Source organism: Micromonospora sp. SD19 (assembly GCF_054462275.1).
Genome location: NZ_JBTLMN010000007.1, coordinates 209,088 through 232,115 on the forward strand (window position 1 = coordinate 209,088; position 23,028 = coordinate 232,115).

Here is a 23,028-nt window from a genome sequence, read left to right on the forward strand (position 1 = left end):
TCGGGCGTTGGCCCCGCGCCTGACGGTCGTCCCGGGTCGGGCGTTGGCCCCACGCCTGACGGTCGTCTCGGGTCGGGCGGTGCCACGAGCGGGGTGATGGTGTTGACGTGCACGCTTAGACCACGCTGTGGACCGACCCGCAGCGATCGGGGCACGAGGACGTGCACGTCGTCGGTGAAGCTCGCGGCGTGGTGGACGCCGTGCAGGTAGGCGGCCGACGGACCGCCGACCACCACTGCCTGCGGTAGGCGGAGGAGGGCGGCGCGACACGCCAGGGCGTGGTCGCGGTCCAGCCGTGCGTCGGCGTAGATGTCGTGGCGCAACCGCACCCAGGCGGAGTTGCGCAGCTGATGTTCGGTGAGCAGGCCTTCCCGGACAGCGTCGGAGCCGCGGAAGACCTGCCAGGTCAGGGCATCGGGGCGATGCGGACGTGGTGGCATACCGAGCAGACTGCCGACCACCGAGCGGCCCTCGAAACCCCTGTGGACAACCCGGCCTGCACCTGCCGCCGGACCTGTGGACAACGGCGACTCCGCCTGCCGATCGTGCTATGAGAACCGGCCATATCCGCCGACCGAGGAGTCACCGGCCATGTCCGCCGACCGAGGAGTCACCGGCCATGTCCATCGACTGAGGAGTCACCGACCGGATCCCACCGACCGATGAGGCACCCGGGGCCGCTGATGGGCGACGATCCACTCGCGTTCCTGAAAGTCGGGCGGTCGTTGGCCATGGGATACCGCGACTTCCGTGAACCCGAGTCGATCACGCCCGAGGCCGGGCGATCCTGGCCGGCGAGCCGGGGTCAGCTGAGGGCGGTGGTGATGGCTCGGGCGGCGGCCAGCACCTGGGGGCCGATCGTGTCGACGTCCAGCGGGGCGAGCGCGACCACGCCGACGCTGGCCTCCAGCCCGGGTACGTCGAGCACCGGTGCGGCCACCCCGTACGCCCCGGCCTGCAACTCTCCGCTGCTGCTGACCGCCTCTGCCACCCCGGCTCGCCCGGCCAGGATCGCCCGGCCCGCCGCTCCCCGGTCCAGTGGATGCCGCGCCCCGGCCCGGTACGCGACGTGGAACGACGTCCAGCTCGGCTCCACCACGGCCAGGGCGACACCCTCTCCACCTTCGACGACGGTCAGGTGGGCGGTGGCGCCGGCCTGCTCGGCGAGGCGACGCAGCGCGGGCAGCGCACCCTCGGCGAGCAGCGGCTGGGCCCGCCGGGCCAGGTGCAACAACCCGGCCCCCAGGCGCAGCCGACCCTCATCGTCGCGGCGCAGCATGCCGTGCCCGGTCAACGCACTGACCAGCCGGTAGACGGCTGCCCGGCCGATGCCGAGCCGATTCGCGGCCTCGGTGACGGTCAGACCCCCAGGCGCCTCGGCGACCAGGTGCAGCAGCCGCAACCCCCGGTCCAGCGTCTGCGACGTCTCCCCGCCCCGCCCGGCAACCCCGTCGGCCCGCCCCAGGCCCGCGCCGGACGGCGGGGCAACAGCGTCGGCCCGCCCCGCGCCCGCATCGGCCCGCCCCGCGCCCGCATCGGCCCGCCCCGCGCCCGCATCGGCCCGCCCAGCGCCGGTGGGAGCCGGTCCCGCGCCCGCGTCGGCCCGCCCCGGGCCCGCGTCGGCCCGCCTTGCGCCGGTCGGGGGCGGCCCCGCAGCCGCGTCGGGTCGCCTCGCGTCGGCGTCAGCCGAATCGGGGGCGGGGGCGGTGGGGTTGGCTGGCAGGTCACCGGAGCCACCGGAGCGTGCGGTCGCATCCACGCCTGGCAGCGTACGACCCGGCACCGGCCGACTCGGACAGGCGCGGACAGCTACCCTTGTACGGTGACGCTACGCCTGTATGACACTGCCACCCGATCGGTGCGGGACTTCGTCCCGCGGGAAGCCGGCAAGGTGGGGGTTTACCTGTGTGGTCTCACCCTTCAGGCTCCGCCGCACATCGGTCACCTTCGTTCCGGGGTCAACTATGACGTGCTGCGTCGTTGGTTGATGGCCGCCGGCTACGAGGTCACCTTCATTCGCAATCTGACCGACATCGACGACAAGATTCTGGTCAAGGCGGGCGAGCAGGGGCGTCCGTTCTGGTCGATCGCGTACGCCAACGAGTTGCTGCTCGCCCAGTCGTACCGGTCGTTGAACGTGCTGCCGCCCACCTATGAGCCGCGCGCCACCGGGCACATCCCCGAGATGCACGAGCTGATCACGAAGTTGATCGCCGACGGGCATGCGTACCCGGCGAGTGACGGCTCGGGCGACGTCTACTTCGACGTGGCGTCCTGGCCGGCGTACGGGTCGCTGTCGGGTCAGTCTCCGGACGCCATGCAGTCCGCCGGGGACGCCCCGGATCGGGGCAAGCGGGATCCGCGCGACTTCGCGCTGTGGAAGGGCGCCAAACCGGACGAGCCGGCGGACGCCTACTGGCCGTCGCCGTGGGGGTTGGGCCGTCCGGGTTGGCACATCGAGTGCTCGGCGATGTGCTGGCGCTATCTCGGCCCGGAGTTCGACATTCACGGCGGTGGCCTGGATCTGACGTTCCCGCACCACGAGAACGAGATCGCCCAGTCCAAGGCGGCCGGGTTGCCGTTCGCCCGGTACTGGGTGCACCACGGGCTGTTGAGCATCGGCGGGGCCAAGATGGGCAAGTCCGCTGGTAACGCGTTGGGCCTGGCGTACGTGGACTCGCTCGGGGTGCGGCCGGTGGAGCTGCGCTACTACTACGCCGCCGCGCACTACCGCTCGGTGATCGACTACTCGGAGGATTCGCTGCGGGACGCGGCCACCGCGTACCGACGGATCGAGGGTTTCGTGCAGCGGGCCGCCGAGCGGGTCGGTGCCGGGCAGCTCGGTGAGCTGCCGGCGGGCTTCGTCGCGGCGATGAACGACGACCTCAACACGTCCGCCGCGCTGGCCGTGCTGCAACAGCACATTCGGGACGGCAACACCGCCCTGAGCGCCGGCGACGATGTGACCGTCCGCACCACGCTGGCCGTGGTGCGGGCAATGCTGGATATCCTCGGGATCGACCCTCTCGACCCGGCCTGGACCGGCGGCGGCCCATCGGACGATCTTCGTGCGGTGGTGGACTCCCTGATCGCGCTGGCCCTGGAGCAGCGTGCGCAGGCGCGGGGCCGCAAGGACTGGGCCGCCGCGGACGCGGTGCGTGACCAGCTCAAGCTGGCCGGCGTGGTGGTCGAGGACACCCCCCAGGGCCCCCGTTGGACTATTGGAGAGCAGGACTGATGGCCGGCAACTCGCAGCGCCGTGGCCGGCGACTGACGTCGAAGGCGACCGCCCCCAAGGGCTCTGGTGGCAAGAACAAGGACTCGTTGGCCGGCCGGGGTCGCACCCTGCCCGCTGACGAGCGACCGTGGCACAAGGGCTACTCGGGCACCGAGAAGCTGCCCCAGCGCACCGCCTGGAAGCAGGACAAGGAGCGCCGCGCGGCAGCCGAGGAGGGGCGAGCCCCCAAGATCGGGCAGCCCGGAAGCAAGGACACCACCTGGGGCCGGGGCGGCGGCCGGGGGGTGCCGGCCGGTCGGGGTGCCACCGGCGGGCGGGGCGGCAAGCCCACCGGGCGGTCCGGCCCCCGGGTGACGCCGGGGCGCAAGTCCAACCCGTCCAAGGACACCCCTGAGCTGCTGGTCGGGCGTAACCCGGTGCTGGAGGCGCTGCGCGCCAACGTGCCGGCGACGGCGCTCTACACCGCCCAGGGCATCGACATGGACGACCGGGTCAACGAGATCATCCGGACCGCCGCCGACCGGGGCATCGCCAACCTGGAGATCAGCCGCGCCGAGCTGGACCGGATGACCGGCGGGGTGCTGCACCAGGGCGTCGGTCTGCAGGTGCCGCCCTTCGCGTACCAGCCGTTCGAGGACATGGTCGCCGCCGCCCTTGAGCAGCAGGCTCCGCTGCTGGTCGCGCTGGACGGTGTCACCGACCCGCGCAACCTGGGCGCCGTGATCCGGTCGGCTGCCGCGTTCGGCGCGCAGGGTGTCTTCGTACCGGAGCGTCGTGCCGCCGGGATCACCGCGACCGCCTGGCGGACCAGTGCCGGCGCGGCCGCGCGGGTTCCCGTGGCGCAGGTGACCAACCTGACCCGGTCGCTGAAGGCGTGCCGCGACGCCGGCTTCATGGTCGTCGGCCTGGACGCCGACGGCGACACCGACCTCTACAACCTGGAAGCCGCTGTCGGCCCGCTGGTGGTGGTTGTCGGTTCCGAGGGGCGCGGCCTGTCCCGCCTGGTCGGGGAGACCTGCGACCTGACCGTCAGCATCCCGATGATCTCCGAGGTCGAGTCGCTCAACGCCAGCGTGGCGGCGGCGGTCGCCCTGGCCGAGGTCGCCCGTCGGCGCTCCGTCGAGCTGTAGCGCACGTCCACGAAGGCCCCTTTCCGCCGCGCGCGGGAGGGGCCTTCGTGCTCAGATCTGCCGGGTCCACGCGACGAAGAGCAGCGCCCCGGCAAACGCCATCAGCAGCACTGTCGGGAGCAACCAGAGCGGGCCGCGCTCGCCCTCCAGGCGTCGGGTCAGCCGCTGGTGCACGGCGGCGATGCCGATCAGGGCGGCCAGCCCGGCGGCGGCCATCGGCAGGCCGACCAGGAAGTGCGCCAACCAGGCGCCGGCCCGGGTCGGACCACCCCAGGAGTTGTCGTACGGCCCCGGGTCCACCAGGCCGTACAGCACACCCCGCAGCACCATCAGCAGCTGCACGCCGAGTGGCAGCAGGGCAACGGCACCCACCAGCAGGCTGAGCAGCGCGTGGCCGAGCACCGCGACGGTGCCGGGCCGCCGGCCGGGCACGGCCGTCGGTGGCATCCCGAGCAGTCCGGTACGCAGGGCTCGCCAGCGTGTGACGGCGGCGTCGGCTCCGCCCAGCGGGGCGGTCACCAACGTGAGGACGGCGACCGGGATCAGCGTCGCGCAGTAGGCGAGGCTCCGGCCGGCCAGGCGAACCACCTGGTACGGCCGGGAACGGGCGGTCGGCTGGTGGGCAGCGGGTCGGGCGAGATCGGTCGGCACGGCACGTCCTCCGGTTCGGGGTTGCCGTGACGGTAGGGGAACGGCCAGCCGTGCCGAGTCACCCCGAAGAGCCACCTGCGCGCTGGCTCCCGGGGGTGAGGCGCCACCGCCGGTACGACGAAAGGGGCGGCCCGCCGAAGCGGACCGCCCCTTTCGGTACGGCGTTACGTCAGATCCGGCTGCCGGTGGCGGCGTGGAAGACGTGGCTGCGACCGGCGACCGGCTTGACGAACACGGTGTCACCCATGTTCGGCATGTTGCGCCGGTCGGTGCGGACGACGAAGCGCTCCGAGTTGCCACCCAGCGCGGCGTGGCCGTAGACGTTGGCGTCCGAACCGAGGTCCTCGACCAGCTCGACCACGACCGGCATGCCGCCCTCGGTCGGGCTGACCAGCTCGCAGTCCTCCGGGCGGAAGCCCACGGTGACCTTGCCGTCGCCACCCTCGGCGCGGGCCGCCTCAACCTGCTCCCGGGTCAGCGGGATGTTCAGCTCGGCGAACTCGGCGCCCCGCTCGTTCAGCGGAACGGTCTTGATGTTCATGGCGGGAGAGCCCATGAAGCCGGCGACGAACACGTTGGCCGGGGTGTCGTAGAGCGCCCGCGGGGTGTCCACCTGCTGCAGGACACCGTCGAGCAGCACCGCGACCCGGTGACCCATGGTCATGGCCTCGACCTGGTCGTGCGTGACGTAGACGGTGGTGACGCCCAGCTTGGCCTGCAGGGACGCGATCTGGGTACGGGTCTGCACCCGGAGCTTGGCGTCGAGGTTCGACAGCGGCTCGTCCATGAGGAAGACCTGCGGCTCGCGGACGATCGCCCGGCCCATCGCGACACGCTGGCGCTGACCACCGGAGAGCGCCTTCGGCTTACGGCTGAGGTACTCCTCCAACTGGAGCAGCCCGGCCGCCTCCTTGACCCGCCGGTCGATCTCCGACTTGGAGGTCTTGCGCAGCTTCAGCGCGAACGCCATGTTCTCGTACACCGTCATGTGCGGGTAGAGGGCGTAGTTCTGGAAGACCATCGCGATGTCGCGGGCCTTCGGGGGGAGGTGGGTGACGTCACGCTGGTCGATGTAGATCGAACCGGCGTCCACGTCCTCCAGGCCGGCGAGCATCCGCAGGCTGGTGGACTTACCGCAACCGGAGGGACCGACCAGGACGAGGAACTCCCCGTCGCCGATCTCGAGGTTCAGCTCGTTGACGGCGGGACGCTCTTGGCCCGGGTAGATCCGGGACGCCTTGGAATAGGTGACCGTAGCCATGGTGAAGCGCTTCCTTTCACCGGCAGGAACGTGCCGGACGATCCGAGTGAAGGAGCAACCGGCACGTGTCCGTGCCGGTCAACGGACGGCGGCCCGGTCGCGGGGGCGCCCGGTCGTCGTCCGTGTGAGTGAACCGTAAACGCGTTTACCCGTGCTGCCAAGGCGGGGGGCCGCCGAGCCCACCAGGCGGGCTACGCATTCCGGTCACTCGGGCACGGTCAGACATCAATCGACGCCACGGCGAACCGGTGTGCGTCGGGTTGTTGACGATTCCCGTCGTCGGGAGGCCTCGCGATCGGGATATCCGGACGTCAGTCGCTATGCTGACCTCGACGCACGCGCCCCTGTAGCTCAGCTGGCCAGAGCACTCGCCTTGTAAGCGAGATGTCGCCGGTTCGATCCCGGCCGGGGGCTCCAATTCCATCAGGCATTTCCCGATGGGCACTGCCACGAGTCGACCAGTTGACAGCAGCGGCACTCACGACAGTTTCCCGTCGAGCTTGCCGCGGGCCTTCCCGCTGCCGCCCGAGCTGCGTGCCACCGGCCCGCCAGACGACTACCGGATCCGACCGGCGCTCAGGCGAGCAGCTTCACCACGGCCGCGGCCACGGCGCGGGCGGACTGTGGGTTCTGACCGGTCACCAGGCGGCCGTCGACCACCGCGTGCTCAGTGAAGTCCGGTGCCGGTACGTGCTGCGCGCCAGCCTCGGTGAGCTTGTCGGCGAGAAGGAAAGGCACCTCGTCGGTGAGGCCGACGGAGGCCTCCTCGCTGTTGGTGAAGCCGGCCACCCGCTTGCCGGCGAGCAGCCGGGAGCCGTCGGTGAGGGTCAGGTTCACCAGCGCCGCCGGACCGTGGCAGACGGCCGCCACCACGCCGCCGCGCTCGTAGACCGAGCGGGCGATGCGGGCCAGGTCGGGGTCGTCGGGGAAGTCCCACATGGTGCCGTGACCGCCGGCGAAGAGGATCACGTCGTACCCCGCCGGGTCGACGTCGGCGGCCCTCGGGGTGTCCGCGACGCCGGCGGTGGCGAGGAAGTCGTTCTGGGTGCTGTCGTTCTCGTCCCGGCCGTCTACCGGCGGCTCGCCGCCGGCCACGGACACCAGGTCGACGTCGTAGCCGGCGGCCCGGAACACTTCCCACGGCTCGGCGGCCTCGCCGACGTAGTAGCCGGTCGAACGGCCGGTGCGGCCCAGCTCGGAGTGACTGGTCAGGGCGATGAGTGCACGAGTCATGCCCTCCATGCTGGCGTGGCCGGTCCGTCCCGGCCATAGGCCGATGTCACAACGGAGACGGGTTTGAACGCCGGCTCACCGGGTCGGCGGTAGCCTGGGCCCGGCAACGGGCGAGCGAGGCGGGGGTCCATGAGTCGCGCGGTGGAGGAGTCGAACCGGGCGATGCTGCGCGCCCGGGACGCGATGGACCGGGCGTACGCCGAGCCTCTGGACATCCCGGCGTTGGCCCGGATCGCGCTCGTCTCCGAGGCGCACTTCATCCGTACCTTCCGGGCCACCTTCGGCGAGACTCCGCACCGCTACCTGCAACGCCGCCGGGTGGAGCGGGCGATGGCGTTGTTGGTGGAGACCGACCGGGACGTGACGGACATTTGTTACGCCGTCGGCTTCGGCAGCCTGGGCACGTTCAGCCGGACGTTCCGGCAGATCGTCGGCGAGTCGCCCTCGGATTTCCGGCGTCAGCGCGTCGCGTCGGCCAACGTGCCGTCGTGCTTCACCAAAGCCTGGACCCGACCCAGCAGTTTTGGATAAGCCGCAGGTCACGCCCAACCTCTAGCGTCATGGGCATGACGATGAACGCGATCAGCCGCTCCCAGATCTACGTCCTCGACCAGGACGCCGCGCTTGACTTCTACGTCAACAAGCTCGGCATGGAGGTCAACACCGACCAGGACCTCGGTTTCATGCGGTGGTTGACCGTCAACCTGCCCGGCGACCCGGAGCGGGAGATCCTGCTGGAGAAGCCGGGGCCGCCCGCGCTGGACCCGGCCACCGCCGAGCAGGTCCGCGAGCTGCTCACCAAAGGTGCCCTCGGCGGGTACCTCTTCATGACCACCGACGACGCCCGCAAGACGTACGAGGATCTGGTGGCGAAGGGCGTCGAGATCACCGACGAGCCGACCGAGCGCCCGTACGGGATCGACTTCGGCATCCGGGACCCGTTCGGAAACAAGATCCGCATCGGCCAGATGTTCCCGCGGGCGTAGGGGGCGGACGATGAGTCAGGCCGCGTCTCTTCCACTGGTCCGGCCGGCGGCTGTCGGCCGGGACCGCGCACTGCTGATCGGCGGGGTGCTCGCCGGCCCGATCTTCGCCGGCTCGGCGATCGCGCAGGCGTCGACCCGGGACGGCTTCGACTTTCGCCGGCACCCGGTCAGCGTGCTGAGCACCGGCGAGCTGGGCTGGATCCAGATCGTCACGTTCCTGGTCAGCGGAGTGCTCTGCGTGCTGGCCGCCGGGGCGCTGCGCCGCCGTGCCGGCGACGGTGACCGGTCGGTCTGGCTGCCCCGACTGCTCGCGCTGTACGGCCTGGGCCTGGTCGGGGCGGCGATCTTCAGCGCCGATCCGGCCGACGGGTTCCCGGTCGGCACGCCTCGGGGTGCCGGTGAGATCAGTTGGCACGGGGGTCTGCACTTCCTGGTGGCGGCGGTCGCCTTCGGGTCGCTGATCGCGGCGACGGTGCTGGCGGCCCGTCGGGCCGCACGGCACGGGGCGCGCGGTCGGGCCGCGTACAGCCTGGTGACCGGGGTGTTCTTCGCGGTGGCCTGGGTGACGCTGATCGTCCGGCCGGCACCGGCAGTAATGGTGGCGTTCGGCTTGGCGGTGTCGGCCGGTTGGCTGTGGGTGTCGGTCACCTTCGCGCGAGCGGCATCCGGTCGGACCGACTGAGCCGACGTGTGCGGGGCCGGGAGGCACGGGGTCGCGACCGTGCCTCCCGGTGTGTTGAGGTGTCAGCCATGGCGACGCGACTGCTGTACCTGACCAGACACGCCGAGCAGGACCTGTCCGAGCTGAACGGCTCAACCGCCGAGGAGCCCGACACCGGCCTGTCCGAGCGCGGTCGGCAGCAGGCCACCCTGCTCGGCGAACGCCTGCGCGGCCGCCGGTTCGCCGCCGTCCACCACGGGCCGCTGCGCCGGGCCGCGCAGACCGCCGCGCTGATCGCCACGTCACTGCCCGATGTTCCGGTGTACGAGACGGAGCTGGCCGGTGACCACCTTCCACACGACACGGACCCGACCGACCTGCCGCCCGCGTACGCGACATTCCTGGCCCAGTTCTCGGCGGCCCAGCGGGTCGACGGGCCGCAGGTGACGGCGGCGGCCGTGCGTCGGTTCGCCGGTCCGGCCACCGGGGCGACAGCCGGTGACGAGCCGGTCCGCGAGCTGGTCGTGACGCACACCTTTCTGATCGGCTGGCTGGTGCGGCACGCCCTCGACGCGCCGGAGCAGCGGTGGCTGGGCTTGAACTCGCACAACGCGGGTTTGACCGTCATCCGGTACAGCCCCTCCGGCCCGCCGAACCTGATCGCCGTCAACGACGTCGCCCACCTTCCGGCGGAGTTGCGGGGCACCGGCCTGCCCCCGGACTACCTGGTCTAGGTGCCGGTGGCCCGCAGCAGCAGCTTGACCAGGGCCTGCGTAGCCGGCGGCGGGGGCCCCTCGGCAGGGCAGTCGGCGTACCCGGTTTCGGTGCTGCCCACGGTGAGGCGGTAGTGCATCACGTCCGCGCAATTGGTAGCGGTGGTCGGTTGCCCCGCCTCGACGGCGAGCCGGGGGTCGGCGGCCAGAGCCGTCAGGCTGCCCAGGTCGGCGGGGCTGAGCCGACCGGTGCGCCGGCTGCCGGCCCGGTCCACAGCGGTCCACCGACCGTCCGGCTCGACGGTCACGACGTCGCCGCGGCCCGCGAAGCCGCCCGAACTCCGCAGCGTCACCTGGGCGGCTGCGGCACTGGCGGCCGTGGGGGTGGAGCCGGGCGTTGGGGTGCCGGCGGTCGGGACGGTGGCCGTCGGGGCGGGGGTGTTCGGAGGAGGATTTCCGGCGGTGCCGGCCCGGTCGGTGCTGGTGCACCCGGCCAGCAGGGTGACCAGTAGCGCGACTGTGACGCCGGTTGTCGAGGTGGCTCTCATCCCCGTCGGACGCGCGGCCCGCAGCGTCGGTTCCCATGTCACGGGCCTCCCCCGAACGGGCGCCGTCGATATCCGAGCCGCACGGTGGTCCTCGGCCCGTGCCTCGCTCGGTTTCCGGCAATCTTGGACAGTTTCCGTTACGCGCCAACGGAAACTGTCCAAGATTGCCCAGCACCACGCGTGCGGCGGGCCAGCCTGGCCGATCGGTCGCGGGTCGGCGCGATTATGGTCGCCGGGGTTGGTGTGCGGCGTCGGGGTGCTTCGGCGTGCGGCGTCGGGCGTCGCGGCGACCGGGCGACCGGGCGTGCGGCGTCGGGGCGACCGGGCCTGCGGCGTCGCGGCCAGGTCGGCGTCGCGGGTCGGTCGGCGTCGTCGCGCACTGTGGCGCGGATGAGGAGGTGGGCGTGTCGGATGCGGAGTTGACAGTCGAGGTGACCGGACCGGTCGCGACAGTGGTGATCCACAACCCGGCTCGGCGCAACGCGATGACCGCGGCCATGTGGCGTCAGCTCCCCGAACTGCTCGACCGGCTGGAGCCCGACCCCGACGTACGGGCGTTGGTGCTCACCGGTGCCGGTGACGCCTTCTGCGCCGGTGCCGACCTCGGTGATCTGGCCGAACTGTTGGACGCCGGTGACACCAGCATCGCGGTGGCCGCCGAGGAACGGCTGGCCCGATTCGCCAAGCCGACGGTCGCGGCCGTCCGGGGCGCCTGCGTCGGGGGTGGGGCACAGCTGGCGGTCGCCTGCGACCTGCGGATCGCCGCTGACGACGCCCGGTTCGGCGTACCGCCGGCCCGGCTCGGGCTGGTCTATCCGGCGCCGACGACGCGCCGGCTGGCCCGGCTGATCGGTCCGTCCGCCGCCAAGCATCTGCTGTTCACCGCCGAGCTGATCGACGCCGAGCGGGCGCTGCGGATCGGCCTGGTCGACGAGGTGCTGCCGGCCGACCGACTCGCCGCGCGGGTGGACGAGCTGACCGCCACCATCGCCCAGCGTTCACCGGTGAGCATCGCCGCCGCCAAGGAGATCATCGACGATCGGGCCGAACCCGCGCGGATCGCCTGGTGGCACCGGAAGGTGACGACCACGGGCGAGGCCAGGGAGGGTGTCGCGGCCGTCGCCGAACGCCGTACGCCCCGCTTCGCCTGGCGACCACCGACCGGCGACTGACCGCGTTTCAGCTTCCCGCGTCGATGGGTAGTCCCCGCTCCACACGGTGATCGGGGGGCCACTATGGACACACCGGCGACGCCACCGGAGCGCACCGGACGGGGAAGACGTCGAACTGGTCCGGTTCTCGCCGTCGTGCTGCTGGTCGTGGTGGTCGGCGGGCTGGTGATCGGCAGCGCGGTGGGCGGTGCGGACACCGGCATCTTCGACGGCGACCCGCCGCGCTGGGCGAGCACCTTCGGCGCGGCCCTGTGTCTGCTCGGCCTGGGCGTCGAGATCGTGGCAATCGTGTGGGCCGTACGCACCGGCCGGTATCGCGCCAACCGTCGACAGTCACCGCTGACGACGCTCAGTTGGTCGCGCCGCCGACGGTTGGGGCGGCAGGTTCGGCGCGGCACACCCGAGCCCGGCGAGGACCCGGCCCTCCTCGTGGAGACGGCCCGTCAGGCCATCGCCCAACGTTGGTTCGTGCTGGTCATCGCCGGGTTGGCGATGACAGGTGCCGGTCAGGCGTTCCTGGGGTTCGCGCCGTTCCACGTGGTGATCGGTGGGCTGCTGGTGGTGATCTGGGCCGTCCTGATCGTGCTGGTCCTTCGGGCTGCCCGCCAGGGGGAGGCGTTCCTGCGGGCCCACCCGGATCTCGGCGGGCGATAGCCGAAGCCCGCGTCCAATCATCGCGATACCTCGATCCCGGGTGGCCCCACGCCGGGCCGGTACGGCAGGCTGTCCGTCGTGCAGCGTGATCAGTTGCTTGCGGGCCGCTACCGGCTCCTGGAGCGTCTCGGCAGTGGCGGCATGTCGGCGGTGCACCGGGCGTACGACGAGGTGCTCGAACGGGACGTGGCGGTGAAGGTGCTGGTCGCCTCGGACAGCAACGCCGGACAGCGGATCCGGGGCGAGGCCAAGGCGGCGGCCCGGCTGTCGCATCCGCATGTCACCAGCGTCTACGACTACGGCGAGTCGACGCTGGAGGGCGTCGCGGTCCCGTTCGTGGTGATGGAGTTGCTCGGCGGTCACACCCTCGAACACCGGTTGGTGGTCGGTCCGTTGCCGCCGCGCGCCGGGTTGCGGGTGTGCGCCGAGGTGGGCTCGGCGCTCGCCGCCGCGCACGAGCAGGGGTTGGTGCACCGCGACATCAAGCCGAGCAACGTGATGCTCACGCCGACCGGGGCGAAGGTGCTCGACTTCGGCATCGCGGCAGCCGCCGGCGCGCCGGAGATCGACTTCGAGGGGCGGCTGCTGGGCACACCGGCGTACCTGGCACCGGAGCGGTTGCTGGCCGGCGAGGTGCTGCCGGCCAGCGACGTGTACGCCCTCGGCCTGCTGCTGCACCGGGTGCTCACCGGCCGACTGCCCTGGCCCGCCGACGCGCAGACCGGGATGCTCCGCGCGCACACCCACGTCGAGCCGGACCCGCTGCCCCCGATCGACGGCGTGCCGCCCGAGGTGCACCGGCTCTACCGCTGGTGCCTGGCTCGCGACCCCGCCGACCGGCCGTCGGCAGCCGACGCGGCCCGCATCCTGCTCGCCGCCGCCAGCGCGGCCGCACCCGCAGTGGCCGCCGTCGAACCAACGGCGACCAGCGCCAGTCCGACCAGCGCCAGTCCGACCAGCGCCGATCCGACCAGCGCCGATCCGGCGACCGCGACGTCGAGCAACGCCGAGAGGGCCAGCGCCGGGACGGGCAGCGCCAAGCCGAGCAGCGCCAGGCCGAGCAGCGGCTCGGCGGTGCCGGTGCGGCGTCCTCCGTGGCGTCGGGGCCGCGCCATCCTGACCGTCGGCGGGGCCGTTATCGCCGCGGTGGCGCTGGCCGGGTCGCTCGGCGACTCCAGCAACCGTCGGCCCGGACAGGGCGCCGCGCCGGCCGGCAGCGGCCCGGGCACCACCACGGTGGGGATGCCCAGCACCGAGGAGCCGACCGACCCGGTCGACGTCGGGCCGTCCGCCGTACCGCGGACCAGGAGCACCGCCACCGCCGCCCGGACCGGCCCCCCGACCGGTCCGGGCGGGACAGTGGCCCCCGGCCCGACCGCCACCACTGGAGTCCCGACCCCGACCCCGACCACGGTCGCGCCGACTCCCACCCCCGGCGCTGGCGTACCCGTCGCCGGACGCGGCGGGACGGTCACCGTCCGCTGCGTGGGGAAGACGGTCGAGGTGCTCGCGGTGACGCTCGCGCCTGGCTTCCGGGCCGAGGCGTACGACCCGGGGCCGGCGAAGCAGATCGTTGTCGGGTTGACCTCCACCGAGCACCGCAGCGAGATCCGGGTGCAGTGCCCCGGTGGTCACCTGAGGTCGACGGTCAAGGAACGCGACGTCTGAATGGGGGGCCGGCGGGTGCCGCGCCCAGGACGTACCCGGGCCGCGGCCCCCCGTTCCCGCCGGCCGGTCCATCACCGCCCGGCCAGCACCCCCCAGCCCGGGTTCACGGGCTCCCGGCGCAGCGGCATGCCCGCCTCCGCTGGCGTCCGGTCCCCCTTGCGCTGGTTGCAGGCGTAGCAGGCGGCCGTGGTGTTCCGCCAGGTGTTCCGGCCGCCGCGTGAGCGGGGCAGGACGTGGTCGATGGTGGATGCCGGCCCACCGCAGTACGCGCAGCACCGGTCGTCGCGGCGCAGCACACCGGCGCGCGACCAGGCCGGCCCGGAGTTGAACCTCCACCGGGTGACCACGTAGCGGACCAGCCGCACCACCCGGGGCATCGGGAAGACCCCGATCACCCGGTCCGGCTCGGCCTCGTGGATCTCGGCAACCCGACGGCAGAGCATTCGGACGGCGTGTTGGACGGTGACCCGGTGCAGCGGGCCGAGGTCGGCGTTGATGACGAGGACGGCGTCCACCGGGACTCCTTTCCGGTTGGTGGCGGACAGCAAGAAGCCGCCCGGTCCAGTGGTCGGACGGGGCGGCTCCGCGCGTACGGGTACGCGTCAGTCGGGCCGGCCCGCCCGGGGACCTTCCGCTCGGCAACCGTCACCGGGCAGCGTCGACGGCACGGTGGTGACGTGCGACATCGTCATGTGCTGCTCCCGCGGCGGTGGTTGACAGTGCGCGCTCACGGTAGGTCGACGCGGGAGACCCGGGCAACGTATTTCGATCGGCCGGTGTCTTCGGGTCGCCGCTGGCGGCGGGTGCGGGGTGCCGCTTTCACAGCGACCCGGGCGGTGGTCAGCGGCCGGTTCAGCCGCAGGGCCATCCTGGTGGTGAGTTCGCTGTCCAGCAGCGGCCGGTTGACCTCACCGGCGACGGCCAGGGCGGGCCCGGAGACCGAGCGCCAGATCGCGGCCAGCCCGGCGCCGAGGCCCACCAGGGCGACGGTGGCCCGGGTGGTCGGTGAGCCAGCGGCCGCGGCGGCGCTCACCCCGACGACCGCGAAGAGCACCAACAGCAGGGGTACGAGCACCGGCCAGAAGATGCCCCGGGCGGCCTGCGCCACCAGCCGCCGGTCCCGGATGATCAGGTTTCTGGCGATCACCGCGTAGTCCTCCTCGTCGAGCAGGTCGCGCGGGTGCAGGCCGCCGGTCAGCACGTCCCGCCAGAGGTCACCCTGGCCGCGTAGGGCCCGGCTCAGCGCGGCCGGCGTCGGCTCGGTCGGGTCGCCGTGGCCGGCGCGGTCGACGGCGCTCGCCCAGTCGGCCAGCGACCGGCGCACCACCGCGGCCGAGTATGGCGGCAGCACGCTGGCCAGCTCGTCCAGCCACCGGCTGATCTGGACGTGCCGGCCGCCGAACTGCCGCAGCAGCTGCGTGACATCACCGGCCCGGACGGTGTCGGCCACTGATCGGCCCAACCGGTAGGCCAGCCCGACCCGGTGGTTGGCGGCCATCGCCCAGCGCAGCACCTCCACGTTGAGGTCGTCGAGGGCGAGCAGCAGCGGCACCGGGTCGGCGGGGTCCGGCTGGCCCGGGTCGGGTAGCAGGGTCCGGGCGGCCGAGGTGTCGGGCACCGGCCCGGTGTGCCGGGTGAGTTCGACGATCTGGGCCACCGCGACGTCCACCCCGTCGAGGTACATCCGCATCCGTCGGTGCGCGGACATCTCGGTGAGGTTGGAGAGCTTGGCCGGCGGTACGGCGGGGCGGGTCTCCGCGAAGGCGCGGGGCTGCGCCTGCTGCCCGTGGTGGTAGGCGTCCGCCATCCACCAACCGAGCCGCAGCGCGGTGACGATGCAGGCGCGCTCGTCGCGGATCAGCGGGTACGTGTCGTCGCGGCCGATCTCGTCGATCGACGAGCCGTGGTCCGCGCCGGCGCGGTGCAGTGGTGACATCTCCCGCTGCCCTCCCGCCCGGCCGATCGACGGTTGATCATTCGAGCGTACGGCAGCGTGCCGGGGCTTATGTGGTGTTTTGTCGATTCAGCCTGCCGGCCAGCAGCCCACGCGGCCGGATCGAGCGCACCGGCTCCGCGGCGGCGCCCTCGGCCCGCAGGATGTGGTTCGCGGCGATGATCCCGGTCGCGGCAGAGCGTTCCATCAGCGCGCTCGGGAAGTCCGTGGCGATGCCGTCCCCGGCCAGGTAGACGCCGGTCGCGTCGGTGCGTACCCCCGGCCGCCAGGAGTGGCTGCCCGGCGTGAAAGCCGGCGCCTGCGCCTCCACCCGCGCGCGCAGCTCGCGGACCCGCAGGTCGCCGGCCTCCGGCCAGAGCGCGACCAGCTCGCGGCGCATCCGCTCGGCCAACTCCTCGGCCGGCACGCCGGGTTCGCAGGCGTACGCGTGCAGCTCGATGACCGACCCGCCGGTCTGCCGCGCCCAGCGGCGCGACTCGTTCTCCAACCGGTGGTAGAGCGTCACCGAGTCCAGAGTGGGCTGCCGGGACACCCCGCTGAACACCGCGCGTTCGGCGGCGACGTCCCCGTCACACCAGTACCGGGCCACCGCGTACGGCGGGCCGGGGGTGCCGAAGGTGGGCATCCGTGCCGCCAGCTCGGGTGCCCGCTCGGCCAGGTCCGGCGAGGCCGCGACCAGTGCGGCGAGCGCCGGTGGGTCGACGGCGAGCACCACGTGGCCGGCCGGGTGGCTGCCGCCGTCGGTGGTGGTCACCCGCCAGCCCTCGCCGTCGTGGTGCACCCCGGTGGCGGCGCAGTCGGTGAGGATCCGACCGCCGTGCTTCTCCACGTACCGGGTCAGCGGCTGCCAGATCGCCGTGGCGTAGTCCTCGTCAGGGCAGTCGAAGGCCAACCCCTCCGGGTTGCCGAGCAGGTAGAAGTGGAACTGGGCGACCATCTCGGCCGCCGACATCTCCGCCTCGTGGTTGAAGAACGAGTGCGAGAAGACCTCGAACAGCATCGCCCGCGCCCGGTCCGGCAGTCGCAACGACGCCAGCAGCTCGTCGGCGGTGGTGTCGTCCAGGTCGGCGTAGGTGCGCACCGGGTCGTAGCTGAGCAGCGGCAGCGCGGCGTCCCGATCCATCACCCGCAGGTCGGCCAGACGCAGGCTGGGGCTGCGCAACAGCAACGCGAGCAGGTTCGCCGGAGGTGCCGGGGGCAGCTTGCCGAACTCCTCGGTGGGCCACTGCTCGCTGAGAATCGGGTAGCCCGGAATGGCCTTGAGGAAGCCCAGGTCACCGTCGACCCGGCGGAGGATGGACCGCCAGTTGTAGTACTGCCGGAAGAACGCGTGGAAGCCGTGCTCGTTCTGCTGGCTGCCGTCGGGGAGCGCCTCCGGCCAGGCACCCAGTCGACCGCCCAGCGTGGGCGCCGCCTCCAGCACGGTGACCGCCACACCCCGTTCGGCGAGCACCACCGCCGCCGACATGCCGGCGATGCCGCCACCCACCACCAGCGCCGTGGTCGGTCGCGGCACCCGGTCGGCGCCACCGCCGCCCGGGTCCACCAGGTGCTGCCGTACGCCGATCAGCCGACCTACCACTTGCGACAGCGCCATGGGCCCAGTCTGCCCCACCTGCGGCCCAACGGCCTGTTCAGAGCCCTAGTCGGTCGGCAGGCATCGGCGGGGGCGGTCGGAGGCGGGCCAGACGTACTCCAGATCGTCTGGCACGTCGTCGCCGAACAGTGGGCGGTAGTGCGCCGGGTCCTTGCGCAGCAGCGACGAACGGTGACTCAGGTGCAGGTCGTCGCGGCCCAGCCAGGGTGGCAGCTCACCGGCCTCGGCCAGCTCGTCCTGGGTCCGGATGACACCCGGCCCGCAGGCGGCCGTGAGGTCGACGGTCATCGTGGTGGCACAGGTGTCGGCCCGCCCCGGCTCGGTCCAGACCGCACACATGTCCAACCCGTAGCGGACGAGCGCCTCCTCGTACCCGGCCCACATCTTCACGGCCGGGTGGTTGCGCCAGCCGTACCCGGGTCGGGTGAGCCCGCGCAGCACCTGGATGGCCTCCACCCGCTGCTTGCCCAGCCGCTTCTGGTCCAGCGTGCGGGCGCTGGCCAGAAAGCCCGGGTACGGGAGGAACGTCTGCATGGCGCTGCTCTACCCGCCGTCGGAGTGGGCATGCCTGGCCCGGGGATGATCCGGACAGGGTCGCCCAGCATGGCCGTGCTGATTACGATCCGGGCATGGCGGAGCCGTGGCGGGACCGGGCGCGACGGGCGGTCGAGTGGAACTGGCGGCTGCGATCCGTCGGTGATCCGCGCCCGCACTACGTGATCTGCGGGAAGGACGCCCTCGCCTACTACGTGGCTCGGGCGATGCTCGAATCCGACCTGCCGGCCGGTGGGGCCCGGGTCACCGTCGTGGTGCCGGAGCGCTACCGCAGCAACGGGCCGGACGTGGCCGGGCTGCGTGGGGTCCGGGTGGTCCGCTCGGACCGGCTGGACGTGGACACCTTCGAGGCCGCCGGTCTGGCCGGGGCTGCCGGGTTGGCCCTGCTGAACCAGGACGACGTCGGCAACCTGCACGCGGCGCTCTGCGCGCAGGCCGTCGACCAGCGGGTCCGCCAGGTGCTGCGGATGTTCAACGGCACCCTCGCCGACGGCGTACGCAAACTGCTGAAGGCGCCGGTCGAGGTGCTCTCCGACGCCGAGATGGCCGCGCCGGCCTTCGTGGCCGCCGCGCTCAACGAGGTCGACCCCAGCTCCTTCCAGCATCGGGACAAGACGCTGCGGGTGGCGCGGCGAGCCGACGTCCGACCGCAGGACGTGGTCTGCGCGTTGGCCCACCTCACCGAGGCGCAGGGCGTGGAGTTGCTGCCCGCCGAGCAGGCCGGCGCGGACCTGGTGCTCGCCGAGGCGACCGGGCAGCCCCCGGGCACCGAGGTCGCCGCCCGTCGGCTGGTTCGCGCGCGCCGGCGGCGTCGTCCGGTCGCTGTGGTGATGGGAGCGGTTCGCGGCTTCGCCACCCGCAAGATCGGCGTCGCGGTGATGGCGGTGCTCGCGCTGATGGCGGTGCTGGGGGCGCTGATCTCCCGGGCCGAGGACGTCTCCCCGTTGGAGGCGCTGTACCTGACGCTGGTCACCACCCTCAGCGGCGCCGACCCGGACACCACCAAGGCACCGGACGCGCAGATCATGCAGGTGGTGCTCAACCTGGCCGGGTTGGCGCTGATCCCGCTGATCACCGCGGTCGTGGTGGACGGCATCGTCAACGCCCGGCTGGCCCTGCACACCGGCCGGCTGCAACCGGCGCGGGTCGGGCACGTGGTGGTGATCGGCTTGGGCAACGTCGGCACCCGGGTGATGGCGCAGCTGCGCGAGTACGACGTCGAGGTGGTGGCGATCGACAAGGCCCCGGAGCCGCGCGGTGCGGCACTGGCCCGCCAACTGGAGGTGCCGCTCATCGTCGGCGACGCCGCGTTGCCGGAGACGCTGGTGGCCGCCTCGGTGGCGGACTGTCAGGCGCTGGTGGTGGCGTCCACCGACGACGTGGCCAACCTGGAGGCAGCGCTCGCCGCTCGCGACCTCCGCAACGACCTGCGGGTGGTGCTGCGGTTCTTCGACGGTGACTTCGCCGAGCGGGTGGAGGAGACCTTCGCCCTCGGGGTGTCCCGGTCGGTCTCCTACCTGGCCGCACCGGCCTTCATCGGGGCCCTCACCGAACGCGCCGTGATCACCACCATCCCCGTCGACAGGCACGCGCTGCCGGTCGCCGAGGTGCCGGTCGCCGCTGGCTCCGAACTGGACGGTCGGCCGCTGGACGTGGTCAACCGGGACGGGCAGGTCCGGTTGATCGCACGCACCCCGGCGGGCGGTGCCAAGACGATCTGGTGGAAGGACCTCGACCCCCGGCAGGTGATCTTCGCGGGTGACCGGCTGACCGTTGTCGCCCGGCGGCGCGGGCTGGACTGGCTGACCCGGCAGTGCGCCCCGCCGGCCCGACCGGGCCCGATCCCCCGACCGGCCGGGGCGGTCCACGGCGGGGTGCACGCCACGGCGGCGGCACCCCCCTCGGTGCCGGGCCCGACCGACTCCGAGGTCGCCGCCTCGGCGCCCGGCGCGGCGCATCCCGTTCCTGCCGCCGGGGAGGCGCCCTGGGCGACCAACGGCGACCAACCCGACGGACGTGAGCTGCCCCTCCGGAATGACGGCACCCGCGAGGAGGGCTGACGCCATCCCGACGCGGCTGAGCCTCCCGATCCGTGAGGTCGGCTGGTCGGGCCGTGGGAACCGGCCGGCACTGCGCGACAATCCATGGCATGCGTTTCCGCATCCTGGGGCCGACCCAGGTGGTGCTTGCCGACGGGCGCGAGGTCCCCGTCGGCGGTCCGCGGCTGCGCACCCTGCTGGCGCTGCTCCTGCTCGACGCGGGCCGGGTGGTCTCCGCGGAACGGCTGATCGACGGCCTGTACGGGGAGCATCCGCCCCGGGGAGCGGCAAACGCGTTGCAGTCCCAGGTGTCGCGGCTGCGCCAGGCCCTGCCCGTCGGGCACGACCCGGTCGAGTTCCACCCGGCCGGTTACCGCCTCGCCGTGGATCCCGACGACGTCGACGCGTACCGGTTCGAAGGGCTCGCCGAGGCGGGACGCCGCGCGCTCGTCGACGGCGACTGGAGCCGGGCGGCGGCCCTGTTGCGCGAGGCGCTGGAGCTGTGGCGAGGCCCTGCGCTGGCCGATGCCATCGGCGCCTCCGCGCAGGCCGCCCGGTTGGACGAGCTGCGGTTGGCCGCCGTCGAGGACCGGGTCGAGGCGGACCTGGCGTTGGGCGCGGACGGCGTACTGATCGCGGAGCTACGGGAGTTCGTGGTCGCGCATCCGTTGCGGGAGCGGGCGCGTGGTCAGCTCATGCGGGCCCTGGCCGCAGTGGGTCGGCCTGCGGAGGCGCTGGCCGAGTTCGAGGACGCCCGGCAGATCCTGGCCGAGCAGCTCGGCGTCGACCCGTCGGCGGGGCTGGCCGCGATCCACCTGGCGGTGCTGCGCGGTGCGGAACGCGGGTCCGCCCAACCGGTGCTACCCGGTCAACTCACCACCTTCGTCGGGCGGGAGGAGGAGCTCAAGCGCGTTGGCGAACTGCTCGGTGAGCGCCGGCTCGTCACCCTCACCGGCCCCGGCGGCGCGGGCAAGACGCGCCTGGCGATCGAGGCCGCCGGCCACGTCGACGGGGAGGTCCGTTTCGTCGAACTGGCCGGGCTGGCCGACGGTGCGGACGTACCGCAGGCGGTGCTGAGCGCGCTCGGCCTGCGCGACGCGGGTCTGCGCGCCTCCGCCGAGCCGGGCCGGCACCCCACCGACCGGCTGGTCGAGGCGCTCGCCGAGCGGCGACTGCTGCTGGTGCTCGACAACTGCGAGCACGTCATCGCCGACGCCGCCCGGCTGGCCGCCCGGTTGCTGGGCGCGTGCCCGACGCTGCGGGTGCTGGCCACCAGTCGCGAACCGCTCGGGCTGGCCGGTGAGGCGTTGTGCCCGCTCTCCGGGCTCACGGTGCCACCGCCGGGCGCGTCCGCGCTGGACGCCGACGAGTACGCCGCCGTCCGCCTCTTCGCCCAGCGGGCCACCGACGTCGCACCCGACTTCACCGTCACGGCTGCCAACGTCGACACGGTGCTGCGGATCTGCCGCACCCTCGACGGCCTGCCGTTGGCGATCGAGCTGGCCGCCGCCCGGCTGCGCGCGTTGCCCGTCGCCGAGGTGGCCGCCCGCCTCGACGACCGGTTCCGGCTGCTGTCGATGGGCAGCCGGGCGGCGTCGCCCCGGCACCGCACACTGCGGGCCGTGGTCGAGTGGAGCTGGGACCTGCTCGGCGACGCCGAACGCCGACTGGCCCGCCGGCTGACCGTCTTCGCCGGCGGCGCGACGCTGGAAGCGGCCGAACGGGTCTGCGGCCTGCCCGGCGGGGAGTTCGTGGACGCGCTCACCGGCCTGGTCGACAAGTCCTTCGTGGAGATGTCCGGCGGCCGGTACCGGATGCTGGAGACGGTGCGGGCCTTCTGCGCCGAGCGTCTCGCCGACGCGGGCGAGGCCGACGACCTGCGTCGGGCGCACACCGCGTACTTCCTGGAGTTCGCCTGGACCGCCAGCGACCACCTCCGGCGCGCCGAACAGCTGCACTGGTTGCGACTGCTCGACGCCGAGCGGGACAACCTGCACGCGGCGTTGCGCCGGGCCACGGCCGCCGGTGACGCGTCCGACGCGGCCGGGATGGTCGCCGCCCTGTCGTTCTACTGGTGGCTGCGCGGCATGCGCGGGGAAGGGGCCCGGCTGGCGGCCGACGTCCTCGGTGTGCTCGGCCCCGAAGCGCCTGCGGCGCTGCGCGAGGAGTACACGCTCTGCGTCTACAACGCCTCGCTCGGTGGATCGGGGCCGCTGGACTCGCTGACGACGCAGCGTTCCGTCATCCGCAGTCTCGACCGTCCGCCCCGGCAACCCTTCCTGCTGTATCTGTCCGGGATCTCGGCCGGACCGCCGTCCGGCGGGTCCGAGCACGTCAACGAGCTGATGCGGGAGCTGCGGCGGCTGGTCGGCTCCGACGTGTGGATCAACGCGCTGGGCGCAATGGGCAGTGGCTCGGCGCAGATGTGGAGTGGCCGGTGGGACCAGGCCGCGACGGCACTGGAGACCGCACTCGACGGCTTCCGGCAGGCCGGGGACCGCTGGGGGTCCATGATCACGCTGGGCGTGCTCGGCGAACTCGCCGCCTGGCGTGACGATCCGGAAGCGGCGGGTGCACACATGGACCAGGCCATGAGATTGGCCGAGGAACTCGAATCGACTGTCGACCGGGCCGACATGCTGCGTACCCGGGGCGAGATCAGGCTGCGCGCCGGTGACCTCGGCGCCGCGGGCGACGACTTCGCCGCCGCCCTGCTCCTCGCGCAGCGCAGCGGCGCACCGGAGTTCGTCTCCGGCGCCCGGCTCGGCCTCGCCCAGGTTGCCCGGCTGCGCGGTGACCTGGCCGAGGCGAGGCGGTTCTGCGAAGCGGCGCTGACCGGCGGACTCACCGGCTGGTACGTCGGCGACGCCACCCGTACGGAGATCATGTTCGTTCTCGAACAGATCACCGAGGCGGAGAAGGCCGGCCCTGGTGCGCCGCCGTCAGCGGAGCGTGCGTGACCCGTCAG

At 72.9% G+C, this 23,028-nt stretch carries 20 protein-coding genes and 1 tRNA gene; 12 read left to right on the forward strand and 9 right to left on the reverse strand.

What is annotated here, in order from left to right:
* Positions 1–805 precede the first annotated feature (805 nt).
* Positions 806–1,465, reverse strand: a complete 660-nt coding sequence (locus ACX27O_RS22980) for an IclR family transcriptional regulator (RefSeq protein WP_210858038.1) — start codon at positions 1,463–1,465, stop codon at positions 806–808.
* A 357-nt stretch (positions 1,466–1,822) separates the two neighbouring features.
* Between ACX27O_RS22980 and cysS the strand changes: the two genes are divergently transcribed.
* Both cysS and rlmB read left to right on the forward strand, forming a co-directional pair.
* On the forward strand, positions 1,823–3,238 hold the full coding sequence (gene cysS / locus ACX27O_RS22985) for a cysteine--tRNA ligase (protein WP_210858031.1): 1,416 nt from the start codon (positions 1,823–1,825) through the stop codon (positions 3,236–3,238).
* Entirely contained in the window at positions 3,238–4,368 is a 1,131-nt protein-coding gene (gene rlmB / locus ACX27O_RS22990) for a 23S rRNA (guanosine(2251)-2'-O)-methyltransferase RlmB (RefSeq protein ID WP_210858032.1), read from the forward strand. The genes cysS and rlmB overlap by 1 nt, the downstream gene beginning before the upstream one ends.
* 51 nt (positions 4,369–4,419) lie before the next feature.
* Here rlmB and ACX27O_RS22995 read toward each other — a convergent pair whose 3' ends face one another.
* Both ACX27O_RS22995 and ACX27O_RS23000 read right to left on the reverse strand, forming a co-directional pair.
* Positions 4,420–5,019 carry a hypothetical protein gene (locus ACX27O_RS22995; RefSeq protein ID WP_210858033.1) on the reverse strand — a complete coding sequence of 200 codons (600 nt, stop codon included), beginning with the start codon at positions 5,017–5,019 and terminating at the stop codon, positions 4,420–4,422.
* Positions 5,020–5,188: 169 nt separating this feature from the next.
* Positions 5,189–6,280 carry an ABC transporter ATP-binding protein gene (locus ACX27O_RS23000; protein WP_030327855.1) on the reverse strand — a complete coding sequence of 364 codons (1,092 nt, stop codon included), beginning with the start codon at positions 6,278–6,280 and terminating at the stop codon, positions 5,189–5,191.
* 340 nt (positions 6,281–6,620) lie between these two features.
* Between ACX27O_RS23000 and ACX27O_RS23005 the strand changes: the two genes are divergently transcribed.
* Positions 6,621–6,697 (forward strand) — tRNA-Thr (locus ACX27O_RS23005).
* 159 nt (positions 6,698–6,856) lie between these two features.
* Here the strand turns inward: ACX27O_RS23005 and ACX27O_RS23010 are convergent.
* Positions 6,857–7,513 carry a type 1 glutamine amidotransferase domain-containing protein gene (locus ACX27O_RS23010; RefSeq protein ID WP_245233487.1) on the reverse strand — a complete coding sequence of 219 codons (657 nt, stop codon included), beginning with the start codon at positions 7,511–7,513 and terminating at the stop codon, positions 6,857–6,859.
* A 129-nt stretch (positions 7,514–7,642) separates the two neighbouring features.
* Here ACX27O_RS23010 and ACX27O_RS23015 point away from each other — a divergent pair, with 129 nt between their 5' ends.
* From ACX27O_RS23015 to ACX27O_RS23030, 4 genes are all read left to right on the forward strand, one after another.
* Positions 7,643–8,044 (forward strand): helix-turn-helix domain-containing protein, encoded by a 402-nt coding sequence (locus ACX27O_RS23015; protein ID WP_458940055.1) that lies wholly within the window; start codon positions 7,643–7,645, stop codon positions 8,042–8,044.
* 35 nt (positions 8,045–8,079) lie between these two features.
* Positions 8,080–8,499 carry a VOC family protein gene (locus ACX27O_RS23020; RefSeq protein ID WP_179781227.1) on the forward strand — a complete coding sequence of 140 codons (420 nt, stop codon included), beginning with the start codon at positions 8,080–8,082 and terminating at the stop codon, positions 8,497–8,499.
* Positions 8,500–8,509: 10 nt separating this feature from the next.
* Positions 8,510–9,181, forward strand: a complete 672-nt coding sequence (locus ACX27O_RS23025; RefSeq protein WP_051708119.1) for a DUF998 domain-containing protein — start codon at positions 8,510–8,512, stop codon at positions 9,179–9,181.
* A gap of 68 nt (positions 9,182–9,249) precedes the next feature.
* Entirely contained in the window at positions 9,250–9,894 is a 645-nt protein-coding gene (locus ACX27O_RS23030) for a histidine phosphatase family protein (protein WP_030327850.1), read from the forward strand.
* Here the strand turns inward: ACX27O_RS23030 and ACX27O_RS23035 are convergent.
* Positions 9,891–10,463, reverse strand: a complete 573-nt coding sequence (locus ACX27O_RS23035) for a hypothetical protein (protein ID WP_458940056.1) — start codon at positions 10,461–10,463, stop codon at positions 9,891–9,893. The genes ACX27O_RS23030 and ACX27O_RS23035 overlap by 4 nt on opposite strands.
* 356 nt (positions 10,464–10,819) lie before the next feature.
* On the opposite strand from ACX27O_RS23035, the gene ACX27O_RS23040 reads away from it, so the two are divergent.
* The 3 genes from ACX27O_RS23040 to ACX27O_RS23050 all read left to right on the forward strand — a co-directional run bounded on the left by ACX27O_RS23040 (position 10,820) and on the right by ACX27O_RS23050 (position 13,915).
* Positions 10,820–11,593 carry an enoyl-CoA hydratase/isomerase family protein gene (locus ACX27O_RS23040; protein WP_358124696.1) on the forward strand — a complete coding sequence of 258 codons (774 nt, stop codon included), beginning with the start codon at positions 10,820–10,822 and terminating at the stop codon, positions 11,591–11,593.
* A gap of 63 nt (positions 11,594–11,656) precedes the next feature.
* A complete protein-coding gene (locus tag ACX27O_RS23045; protein ID WP_156057237.1) occupies positions 11,657–12,247 on the forward strand; it encodes a hypothetical protein in 591 nt (196 codons plus the stop codon).
* A gap of 78 nt (positions 12,248–12,325) precedes the next feature.
* On the forward strand, positions 12,326–13,915 hold the full coding sequence (locus ACX27O_RS23050; RefSeq protein WP_458940057.1) for a serine/threonine-protein kinase: 1,590 nt from the start codon (positions 12,326–12,328) through the stop codon (positions 13,913–13,915).
* Between the two features lie 71 nt (positions 13,916–13,986).
* Here the strand turns inward: ACX27O_RS23050 and ACX27O_RS23055 are convergent, their stop codons facing one another.
* The 4 genes from ACX27O_RS23055 to ACX27O_RS23070 all read right to left on the reverse strand — a co-directional run bounded on the left by ACX27O_RS23055 (position 13,987) and on the right by ACX27O_RS23070 (position 18,000).
* A complete protein-coding gene (locus tag ACX27O_RS23055) occupies positions 13,987–14,430 on the reverse strand; it encodes an HNH endonuclease (RefSeq protein ID WP_210863624.1) in 444 nt (147 codons plus the stop codon).
* A gap of 212 nt (positions 14,431–14,642) precedes the next feature.
* A complete protein-coding gene (locus ACX27O_RS23060; protein WP_051708116.1) occupies positions 14,643–15,851 on the reverse strand; it encodes a hypothetical protein in 1,209 nt (402 codons plus the stop codon).
* Positions 15,852–15,918: 67 nt separating this feature from the next.
* The gene (locus ACX27O_RS23065) at positions 15,919–17,466 is read right to left on the reverse strand and encodes an FAD-dependent oxidoreductase (protein WP_210861045.1); all 1,548 of its coding nucleotides are present in this window, start codon (positions 17,464–17,466) and stop codon (positions 15,919–15,921) included.
* Positions 17,467–17,511: 45 nt separating this feature from the next.
* Positions 17,512–18,000 (reverse strand): MSMEG_6728 family protein, encoded by a 489-nt coding sequence (locus tag ACX27O_RS23070; protein WP_030327842.1) that lies wholly within the window; start codon positions 17,998–18,000, stop codon positions 17,512–17,514.
* A gap of 95 nt (positions 18,001–18,095) precedes the next feature.
* On the opposite strand from ACX27O_RS23070, the gene ACX27O_RS23075 reads away from it, so the two are divergent.
* A complete protein-coding gene (locus ACX27O_RS23075; RefSeq protein WP_051708115.1) occupies positions 18,096–20,081 on the forward strand; it encodes a potassium channel family protein in 1,986 nt (661 codons plus the stop codon).
* An 89-nt stretch (positions 20,082–20,170) separates the two neighbouring features.
* Positions 20,171–23,020 (forward strand): BTAD domain-containing putative transcriptional regulator, encoded by a 2,850-nt coding sequence (locus tag ACX27O_RS23080; RefSeq protein ID WP_458940058.1) that lies wholly within the window; start codon positions 20,171–20,173, stop codon positions 23,018–23,020.
* Positions 23,021–23,028 lie beyond the last annotated feature (8 nt).

Bases quoted from the DNA above. Each gene is read 5' to 3' on its own strand.
- rlmB (WP_210858032.1), top strand. From the start codon at position 3,238: ATGGCCGGCAACTCGCAGCGCCGTGGCCGGCGACTGACGTCGAAGGCG.
- ACX27O_RS23000 (WP_030327855.1), bottom strand. From the start codon at position 6,280: ATGGCTACGGTCACCTATTCCAAGGCGTCCCGGATCTACCCGGGCCAA.
- ACX27O_RS23010 (WP_245233487.1), bottom strand. From the start codon at position 7,513: ATGACTCGTGCACTCATCGCCCTGACCAGTCACTCCGAGCTGGGCCGC.
- ACX27O_RS23015 (WP_458940055.1), top strand. From the start codon at position 7,643: ATGAGTCGCGCGGTGGAGGAGTCGAACCGGGCGATGCTGCGCGCCCGG.
- ACX27O_RS23020 (WP_179781227.1), top strand. From the start codon at position 8,080: ATGACGATGAACGCGATCAGCCGCTCCCAGATCTACGTCCTCGACCAG.
- ACX27O_RS23025 (WP_051708119.1), top strand. From the start codon at position 8,510: ATGAGTCAGGCCGCGTCTCTTCCACTGGTCCGGCCGGCGGCTGTCGGC.
- ACX27O_RS23030 (WP_030327850.1), top strand. From the start codon at position 9,250: ATGGCGACGCGACTGCTGTACCTGACCAGACACGCCGAGCAGGACCTG.
- ACX27O_RS23045 (WP_156057237.1), top strand. From the start codon at position 11,657: ATGGACACACCGGCGACGCCACCGGAGCGCACCGGACGGGGAAGACGT.
- ACX27O_RS23060 (WP_051708116.1), bottom strand. From the start codon at position 15,851: ATGTCACCACTGCACCGCGCCGGCGCGGACCACGGCTCGTCGATCGAC.
- ACX27O_RS23065 (WP_210861045.1), bottom strand. From the start codon at position 17,466: ATGGCGCTGTCGCAAGTGGTAGGTCGGCTGATCGGCGTACGGCAGCAC.
- ACX27O_RS23070 (WP_030327842.1), bottom strand. From the start codon at position 18,000: ATGCAGACGTTCCTCCCGTACCCGGGCTTTCTGGCCAGCGCCCGCACG.
- ACX27O_RS23075 (WP_051708115.1), top strand. From the start codon at position 18,096: ATGGCGGAGCCGTGGCGGGACCGGGCGCGACGGGCGGTCGAGTGGAAC.
- ACX27O_RS23080 (WP_458940058.1), top strand. From the start codon at position 20,171: ATGCGTTTCCGCATCCTGGGGCCGACCCAGGTGGTGCTTGCCGACGGG.